The following is a 1,219-nucleotide window of genomic DNA, read 5'->3' on the forward strand; positions in this document are numbered from 1 at the left end:
ACTTTGCAACAGTGCCTCCAATAGAGCCGCCGCCAATGCCGGAGGACGAGCTGCTGAAAGCCGTGACGTCTGCCGTGAAGCCAAAAACCGAAGGTAGGCGGCGTCGTTAATCTCTACAACTGGGCATAATCATGGAATATAACAAGATTATTAAAGAGGTCGGGCGCGGCAAAAATCACGCGCGTGATATTGATATTGATACCGCCCGCGACCTGTATCGCCAGATGTTGGCTGGCAACGTGCCCGAGCTGGAGCTGGGCGGGATTCTGATTGCGCTGCGCATCAAAGGCGAAGGTGAAGAGGAGATGCTCGGCTTCTACCAGGCGATGCAGGAGCAGATGTTGCGTTTAACGCCGCCCGCGCACCTGCCTATGCCGATCGTGATCCCGAGCTACAACGGTGCACGCCGTCAGAGCAACCTTACGCCGCTGCTGGCGTTGCTGCTTTCACGCCTCGGTTTCCCGGTGCTGATGCATGGCGTTAGCGACGATCCGACTCGCGTTACCAGCGAAGCGGTGTTCGCCGAGCTGGATATCGCGCCGGTGGCATCAGCGGCTGAAGCGCAGGTGAAGCTGGAGGCCGGTGAACTGGCGTTTATCACCATCGGTAGGCTGTGCCCGGCGATAGAACAGCAGCTATCCCTGCGCTGGCGTATGGGAGTGCGTAACGGTGCCCATACGCTGGCCAAGCTGGCGACGCCGTTTGCCGAGGACGCCGCGCTGCGCCTCGCCAGCGTATCGCACCCGGAATATATTCCGCGCGTCGGCAAATTCTTCAGCGATATCGGCGGGCGCGGGCTGCTGCTTAACGGCACGGAAGGGGAGGTTTACGCCAACCCGCAGCGCTGCCCGTCAATCAGCCTGATTGCCGGTACGCAGCCGGAACAGCTGCTAGAGTGCCAGGAAGAGGTAGTGCTGAGCGACGGTGCGTTGCCGGGTGCAAAGGATGCCGAAACCACCGCCGCGTGGCTCCGTCGTTGCCTAGCACAGGAAGTGGCAGTGCCGCAGTCGCTGCGGCTGCAGATCGCCTGCTGCTACCTCGCCACCGGGCGTGCCGCGGATCTCGATGGGGCGTTAGAATTGATTACTCAGGCAGGGTTTTAATACATCTGGTCAAGCGTGTCTGACCCCTACGAAACCTTTAAGGCTGGAGTAGAGGCGATGGCATGCCTCGCCCGAATTCAACGGCGAGATCAACGTGGCAACGGCACTGTTGCAAA

1 protein-coding gene is annotated in these 1,219 nt (G+C 60.1%); it reads left to right on the forward strand.

Going from position 1 to position 1,219, the window contains the following annotated elements:
• Window positions 1-131 precede the first annotated feature (131 nt).
• A complete protein-coding gene (ybiB, locus tag BBW68_RS01630; RefSeq protein WP_070133732.1) occupies window positions 132-1,103 on the forward strand; it encodes a DNA-binding protein YbiB in 972 nt (323 codons plus the stop codon).
• Window positions 1,104-1,219 lie beyond the last annotated feature (116 nt).

The organism is Candidatus Erwinia dacicola (assembly GCF_001756855.1).
Classification (GTDB): domain Bacteria; phylum Pseudomonadota; class Gammaproteobacteria; order Enterobacterales; family Enterobacteriaceae; genus Erwinia; species Erwinia dacicola.